The 5,210-nt window shown below is 65.6% G+C and carries 7 protein-coding genes; 3 read left to right on the top strand and 4 right to left on the bottom strand.

Annotated features, from left to right (window positions below):
• Positions 1-385: 385 nt before the first annotated feature.
• From AC51GR_RS03750 to AC51GR_RS03740, 3 genes are all read right to left on the bottom strand, one after another.
• Positions 386-808 (bottom strand): hypothetical protein, encoded by a 423-nt coding sequence (locus tag AC51GR_RS03750; RefSeq protein ID WP_496323282.1) that lies wholly within the window; start codon positions 806-808, stop codon positions 386-388.
• A gap of 127 nt (positions 809-935) precedes the next feature.
• On the bottom strand, positions 936-1,061 hold the full coding sequence (locus AC51GR_RS03745) for a hypothetical protein (protein ID WP_496323281.1): 126 nt from the start codon (positions 1,059-1,061) through the stop codon (positions 936-938).
• 22 nt (positions 1,062-1,083) lie between these two features.
• Positions 1,084-1,440 (bottom strand): hypothetical protein, encoded by a 357-nt coding sequence (locus AC51GR_RS03740; RefSeq protein ID WP_496323280.1) that lies wholly within the window; start codon positions 1,438-1,440, stop codon positions 1,084-1,086.
• A 262-nt stretch (positions 1,441-1,702) separates the two neighbouring features.
• Here AC51GR_RS03740 and AC51GR_RS03735 point away from each other — a divergent pair, with 262 nt between their 5' ends.
• The 3 genes from AC51GR_RS03735 to AC51GR_RS03725 are packed head-to-tail and all read left to right on the top strand — an operon-like array spanning position 1,703 to position 4,814.
• A complete protein-coding gene (locus AC51GR_RS03735) occupies positions 1,703-2,731 on the top strand; it encodes an ATP-binding cassette domain-containing protein (protein ID WP_496323279.1) in 1,029 nt (342 codons plus the stop codon).
• Positions 2,728-3,546, top strand: a complete 819-nt coding sequence (locus AC51GR_RS03730; protein WP_496323278.1) for an ABC transporter permease — start codon at positions 2,728-2,730, stop codon at positions 3,544-3,546. Before AC51GR_RS03735 ends, AC51GR_RS03730 begins: the two co-directional genes overlap by 4 nt.
• Positions 3,543-4,814: an ABC transporter permease gene (locus AC51GR_RS03725; RefSeq protein WP_496323277.1), complete on the top strand. Its 1,272-nt coding sequence runs from the start codon at positions 3,543-3,545 to the stop codon at positions 4,812-4,814. Before AC51GR_RS03730 ends, AC51GR_RS03725 begins: the two co-directional genes overlap by 4 nt.
• A 44-nt stretch (positions 4,815-4,858) precedes the next feature.
• On the opposite strand, the gene AC51GR_RS03720 is transcribed toward AC51GR_RS03725, so the two are convergent.
• Positions 4,859-5,086, bottom strand: coding sequence for an MbtH family protein (locus tag AC51GR_RS03720; RefSeq protein WP_482135440.1), 228 nt, complete (start codon positions 5,084-5,086; stop codon positions 4,859-4,861).
• Between the last annotated feature and the right edge of the window lie 124 nt (positions 5,087-5,210).

Below are 5,210 nucleotides of genomic sequence, written 5' to 3'. Positions count from 1 at the left end.
ATTCACTGATTCGTCGGAGGGGCCAGCACTCAAACCCACTCGCTCCAATCTCGAACGGAATGCTCGCCTCGGGACACAAAGAAGACAGCCTACATGCTTCTGCCGATTGCAGCGCCCACGGCGCTGCCCATTCTGCATTTCAGCTGTTCAAGAGGTTTATTCAATACCCTAAACCTCTGAATAGAGATTCATAACGGGTAGTTAGAGAGGGAAATCGTCGGCGGGGTCCCACGCCGGCCACCGGGAGCCGACTCGGGACCGGCACAGTGGCAGCCACTCAGGGACGAACCGAACCCGTCGCCGAGGGGTGTGGGGCCGCCGGGAGACGGCACAGCGGACGAAAGCGACCCACCGTAGAACTCACGGCGGAGACCGGGAGGGCCGGTCAGGCGCCGGACAACCGGCTGGCGATGACGCGCAGATCGATCTCGTTCGTCCCGGCGCCGTTCAGCGGCGCAACGGGCGTGATGGTGTGCAGATCGACCATGTCGACGGATATCCCGCTGACGGCGCCGTCGACGACCGCTGCCACCGCTGCCGGATCGGGCTCGCCACCCAGTGCGGGCAACCCGGCGAAGATCCCGGCCACCACTGCGGACCGGTCGTCCATTCGCTGACCGCGGATCACCGGCATCATCAGCCTGATCGCGGCATCGAGGTCGCGGTAGGTGAGAGCACGCCCACGGTGACGGGCGACGATGCGATCAGGTGTTGCGGCCGCGATCCGGGCCACCGCATCGGGCAGTTCGATCGAGGCAGAAGTATGGTCCGCGACCTGGTCGTGGGACCGAACTGCTGAGGTAGCCATCATGCACTCCAAACCTGGCCCGCCGGCGACTTGAGGGGCCTGAAGTGCCCATGGTCACAGGACACAGGTCATAAGGGAAGGTTTCGGACGAACCCGTTACCTCACTGAAATGTGGAACATGTCACATTCAGCCGTCCTTCGTGGTCACCGCGACGAACGAACGCGGTGATCCGGAGTCGGCCGGATCAGTGTTCCCGGAGGGTTTCGCGTGCACGAACAGCAGTCCCGCCCACATCAGGCGCGGGGGGGTCACACAGCGGAGGGTCCGGCGCTGTTCAGGATTCCGCGAGGACCATCAGAGCCCGGAGTCGGATCGCCCGCAACGTCTCGTCCAGGGCGCCCGGGCCGGAAACGGCGAGCCCGGGAACGCTGGTCATCACCGCGACGGTGAGAGCGGAGTCGTCGATGCGGGGTGAACCGGTCATGGCGACCGCAGCGCCCTGGGCGCGGGCCCGCAGGTCCGCGAACGTCACCGTGAAGCCATTTCCGGTCACTGCGGGCCGGTCGGGAGCGGCATCGGCCGCGGCGGCAAGCAGGTCGGTCAGGGGCCGGGGATCACGCCGACCCCGGAGGGTCTGCACACCAACCGCGGGATACATCTCGTTGCCATCACATCGGGATTGTGTTGCCACAACGCCCACCCCTTTCGCGACCTGCTAATCGACTGCGACTATCGCACGACATTTCGGCTGCGCCCCTGGGATATTCCCCATAATGACGTCGCTAAACCATCCATATGCAAGCTTTTACCATGTGAAAAGGAAATTTTTCCTTTTCCGAGGAAGGATATCGCCAGATGGCCGCTTGGCGTTACCACCGGATTTTGCGATACGTTCGATAACGTCAGAATGGGCGATCGCGTCGCCGCGTGACCAATACGACGACGGGATCCAAATGCAGGCCAAGCACGGTGGTGTTGCCCGAACGAGCCGGTCGGGTGAGTTCGAGGTGTCGCCCGCCGGGACCACGTACGGCGTCGTCGCAGATGGGCTCGTGAAGCGTTTCGGCGACTTCACGGCCGTCGACGGGGTCAGCTTCGAGGTGCCCACCGGCACGGTGCTCGGACTGCTGGGTCCCAACGGCGCCGGGAAGACGACGACGGTCAACATGCTCGCGACCTTGCTCACACCGGACGAGGGCACTGCGCGCATCGCCGGCTACGACGTCGTCCGGGATCGGGCCGCCGTACGCGCCTCGATCATGCTCACGGGCCAGTTCGCGGCTCTGGACGAGTCCTTGACCGGCCGCGAGAACCTCGTACTGTTCGGCAAATTGATGGGTCTGAGCAAAACCGAGGCCGCGCAGCGCGCTGCCGAACTCCTCGACGCCTTCGACCTCGTCGACGCCGCCTCGCGACGTGTCGGGAAGTTCTCCGGCGGCATGCGCCGACGCATCGACATCGCGTGCGGTCTGGTGGTGCGGCCCGAGGTCGTCTTCCTCGACGAGCCCACGACCGGACTCGATCCGCGCAGCCGTCAGGATGTCTGGAACATCGTGACCTCGCTGCGCGACCTGGGTATCACCACGCTGCTGACCACCCAGTACCTCGAGGAGGCAGACCTGCTCAGCGACCGGATCGTCGTGATCGACAAGGGCCGCGTCATCGCCGAGGGCACCGCGGCAGAGCTCAAGGAACAGGTCAGTGGAACGTTCTGTGAAGTGGTCACGCGCAACCCCGACGACCTCGCCCGGATCAAGACGTTGCTGACCGAACTGGTGCCTGCCGACGAGATACGGATCGACCCGAACCGCAATGCGCTGACCCTGCCCGCGGTGCGGTCGACGCAGACGCTGGTCGATGTCGTACGTCTGACCGATTCCGCCGGAATAGAACTCACCGACGTGGGCTTGCGACGACCGTCACTGGACGACGTGTTCCTCAAGCTGACGGAAGGCCCGGCCGACGGCACGGAGCAGGCATGACAGTGACCAGCACCGCACGGGTGGCGATCTCGGCCGGCGGTCGCCGTCCCTCGGTCAGGCCCGGCCGTCAGTGGCTGGCCCTGACCCAACGTTCCATCATCGGCATGAAGCGGCAGGGCGAGTTCTATCTGTCCATCACCGCGCCCGTGCTGCTGACGCTGTGCTTCTACATCCCGCTGCGGACCATCATGGATGGGTACCCCGGGATGGACTACGCGCAGTTCCTCATGCCGGTCATCTGCCTGCAGTCGGTGGGCTTCGTGGCGACGTCGGCCGCGATGCGTGCGGCGAATGACGGCAGCACGGGCCTGACCAACCGGCTGCGCAGCATGCCGGTGAACACCTTTGTCCCGCCATTGGCCCGATTGACCTCGAATGTCGTGCTGTTGGTCATCTCACTGATGTGGGCGCTCATCTCGGGATTGGTGATCGGGTGGAGGCCCACCGCCGGGATCGTCGACTTCATCGGATTCATCGGGGTCGCGATGGTCGTCGGCGTGATTCTCGCCTTCGGCGCCGACACGATCGGCGCCGTCTCGAAGAATCCGGCGGCCACCAGCCAGGCACTGGCCCTGCCCCAGTTGATCCTCGGCATGCTCTCGACGGGGTTCGTGCCCGAAGAACGCTTTCCCGAGTGGATCCAGCCTTTTGCGCGCAATCAGCCGATCTCACAGTTCACCGAACTGATGCGTGGATTCGATGCGGGCGACGTGTCGTGGGATCTGGCGCTGCCGTCCATCTGCTGGGCCGCAGGCATCACCGCGGCAGGCCTGGCCGCCGGAGCCGTCCTGACGATCCGGAGCAGCCGGCGATGAGCAGACACAGAGGCGATGACGGCGCCCCCCAGCAGCATTGGTGGCGCAGCGACACCGGCGGGTCGAGTTCCTCACCGCGCCGGGCCCGAACCGCAGACGGCCCCGCAACCGGTTTCCCCCGGCCAGAACGGGACCGCGCCGATGGCGGCCAGACCGGCTCACATCAGGCTCTTGTCGGCCCGTGGACCCTGCTTTCGCCCGGGGCCGCGGCGGCCGACTGGGCCTCCGAACACGCCGCGGCCAGACATCCGGAGCCCGAACAGACCGGGCGCCCGCTGACCCGGCTCACCGACCGGAACTCTCCCGACCCGGCGGAGTTGACCCCGGCGATGCAGCAGGCCCCCACGGTCCGGCTGGACCTCGCTCAGATCGCGGCGGCCCGGGCCGCGGCGGAGGCGGCAGAACAAACCGCAACGGAACATCCGGACAGGACCGGCGGGGGGTCCACCACGGGCGCGACGCGATTCCCGCCCGCCCGGGCCACTGATGAGCGCGGCCTGCGCGCCTATCTGACGCACTCGAAGATCCTTTTCGGACGACAGCTCCGAGTCGTCACCCGGGACCGGCTGACGCTGATGCAGAGCCTGCTCTTCCCGTTGCTGAGCATGGTCATGTTCAAGGTGGTGCTCGGAGATGCGATCGGCGGCGCGACCGGGGAGAACAGTGCGTACGGCACGGTTCCATTGGTGGTGCTCGTCGGGGCGATGTTCGGTTCGCTGGCGGTCGGGACCCGTCTGATCAGTGAACGCCGCACGGGCTTGCTGACCCGGCTCTACGTCATGCCGGTGCACCGTGGGGCCGATCTGACGTCGCGGATCACCGTGGAGATGCTGCGGATCCTCGTCGGCACGCTCGTGATCACGACAGCCGGAATGCTCATCGGCTGGCGTTTCGATGAAGGGCTGCTCCCGGCCATCGGGATCTTCGCGGTGGCACTTCTCTACGGTGCGGCGTACTCGACCATCGTTCTCACAGTGGCGATGTCGGCGTCGAACGCTCCCCTGGTGCCCATCATGTCGCTGTGCACCAGCCTGCTGATGTTCTTCAATTCGGGGTTCTCGCCGGTCGAGGCCTACCCGGAGGTGCTCCGGCCACTGGTCCAGAATCAGCCGATGACGTGCGCGATCGAAACGATGCGCGCGTTGGCCATCGGGGGCCCGGTCGCGGAAAACCTCATCAAGACCCTCATCTGGGCCGTCGGTGTGCTGGTGGTCTTCGCCTATCCCGCACTTCGCGCCTACCGTCGGGCGGCTGCGGCGCGGGGCTGAACGAGGAGGACCGCCCGTCGGACGGTCCTCCTCGCCTGCGCTTGTCAGTCCTTGTTCGCCTGGTCCGCGTTCATCGCGTCGATCAGGCTCTTCGGCCGCAGGTCGGTCCAGTTCTGCTCGACGTATTCGAGGCAGGCAGCCCGCGAATCCTCGCCGAAGACCTTGTTCCAGCCTGCCGGGATCTCGGCGAAGGTCGGCCACAGCGAATGCTGGTTCTCGTCGTTGACGAGCACGAAGAAACGGCCGTCCTCGTCGTCGAATGGGTTGGTCATGTTGATACTCCCTTCCACTCCGGATTCACCGTGAGTGATGTCGCCTGTTTGTCGTTCTGTCGGACCTTGTTGTTAGCCGGATCTGGTGTAGAAGGACCCGCTCTGACTTGCTCCGTCACCCACG

This window comes from Williamsia sp. z71 (assembly GCF_059553375.1).
The sequence above is the reverse complement of the archived record's forward strand: the minus strand, read 5'-3'. Positions and strand labels throughout refer to the sequence as shown.

Coding starts and splice junctions, on each gene's coding strand:
- AC51GR_RS03750 (WP_496323282.1), bottom strand. CDS start 808: ATGGCTACCTCAGCAGTTCGGTCCCACGACCAGGTCGCGGACCATACT.
- AC51GR_RS03735 (WP_496323279.1), top strand. CDS start 1,703: ATGCAGGCCAAGCACGGTGGTGTTGCCCGAACGAGCCGGTCGGGTGAG.
- AC51GR_RS03730 (WP_496323278.1), top strand. CDS start 2,728: ATGACAGTGACCAGCACCGCACGGGTGGCGATCTCGGCCGGCGGTCGC.
- AC51GR_RS03725 (WP_496323277.1), top strand. CDS start 3,543: ATGAGCAGACACAGAGGCGATGACGGCGCCCCCCAGCAGCATTGGTGG.
- AC51GR_RS03720 (WP_482135440.1), bottom strand. CDS start 5,086: ATGACCAACCCATTCGACGACGAGGACGGCCGTTTCTTCGTGCTCGTC.